The sequence below is a fragment of the Streptomyces sp. BRA346 genome (assembly GCF_052851135.1).
Genome location: NZ_JAIWIH010000170.1, coordinates 1 through 1343, shown reverse-complemented (window position 1 = coordinate 1343; position 1343 = coordinate 1). Strand labels below are relative to the sequence as shown.

Sequence of the window (1343 nt, the reverse complement as noted above, 5' to 3'; positions counted from 1 at the left end):
CGGGAGTGCGGTCAACCAGGACGGTGCGTCGAACGGTCTGACGGCGCCGAACGGTCCGTCGCAGCAGCGGGTGATCCGGCAGGCGCTCGCCGCCGCGCGCCTCTCGCCGTCCGACGTGGACGCGGTCGAAGCCCACGGCACCGGTACCACGCTCGGCGACCCGATCGAGGCGCAAGCGCTGCTCGCGACCTACGGGCAGGGGCGCGAGGGCGCCGAGCCGCTGTGGCTGGGCTCGGTGAAGTCGAACATCGGGCACAGTCAGGCCGCGGCCGGCGCGGCCGGGTTGATCAAGATGGTGATGGCGCTGCGCGAGCAGCGGCTGCCGCGGACGCTGCACGCGGACGAACCCTCGTCGCATGTCGATTGGGGCTCCGGTGCGGTACGGCTGCTGACCGAGGCCCGTGCGTGGCCGCGCGGTGAGCGGCCACGTCGGGCGGGTGTCTCGTCGTTCGGCATCAGTGGGACCAACGCGCACGTCATCATCGAGGAGGCCGAGGAAGCTCCCGCGATCGAACCGGCCATGGGCGGCGAGCGCCCGACCGCGGAGCCGGTCGTCGTGCCGTGGGTGCTCTCCGGCCGGACCACGGAAGCCTTGCGCGCGCAGGCCGGGCAGTTGGCGGCCTTCCTCGACGAGCAGGACGCCGCTCCCGCCGATATCGGGTGGTCTCTGGCGGCCACGCGCGCGGTGCTCGACCATCGGGCAGTGGTGCTCGGCGCCGACTTCGCCACCCTGCACTCGGGCGTGGCCGCGCTGGCCGACGGTGATGTCTCCGTGGTGTCCGGTGTGGCGGTCGAGGGGCGTACGGCGTGGATGTTCACCGGCCAGGGCAGCCAGCGGCCCGGCATGGGCCGCGAGCTGTACGGCCAGTTCCCGGTGTTCGCGCGGGTCCTGGACGAGGCGTGTGGACATCTGGACGCCGGGTTGGCGGGTGGGCCGGGGTTTGAGCACTCGGTGCGGGAGGTGTTGTTCGCGGCGGAGGGTTCTGCGGAGGCGGCTCTGCTGGAGGGGACCGGGTATGCGCAGTCGGCGTTGTTCGCGGTGCAGGTGGCGTTGGTGGAGTTGCTGCGGTCGTGGGGTGTGGTGCCGGATGTGGTGCTGGGCCACTCGGTCGGCGAGCTGGCCGCCGCCTACGCAGCGGGTGTGTTCGAGCTGGGGGATGCCGCGCGGTTGGTGGCGGGTCGTGCGCGGTTGATGCAGGCGCTGCCTTCGGGTGGTGCGATGGCGGCGGTCGAGGGCACCGAGNCCGAGGTCGCCGACATCCTCGGCGGGTTTGCCGAGGGCGAGCGGGTGGCGGTCGCGGCGGTGAACGGGCCCACGTCGGTGGTGGTTTCCGGTGACGAGG

1 protein-coding gene is annotated in these 1343 nt (G+C 72.9%); it reads left to right on the top strand.

Annotation, left to right across the window (positions count from 1 at the left end; genetic code table 11):
• Positions 1-1343 (top strand): acyltransferase domain-containing protein (locus LCH29_RS43960; protein ID WP_446467289.1); only part of this gene is annotated, 1343 nt, incomplete at both ends.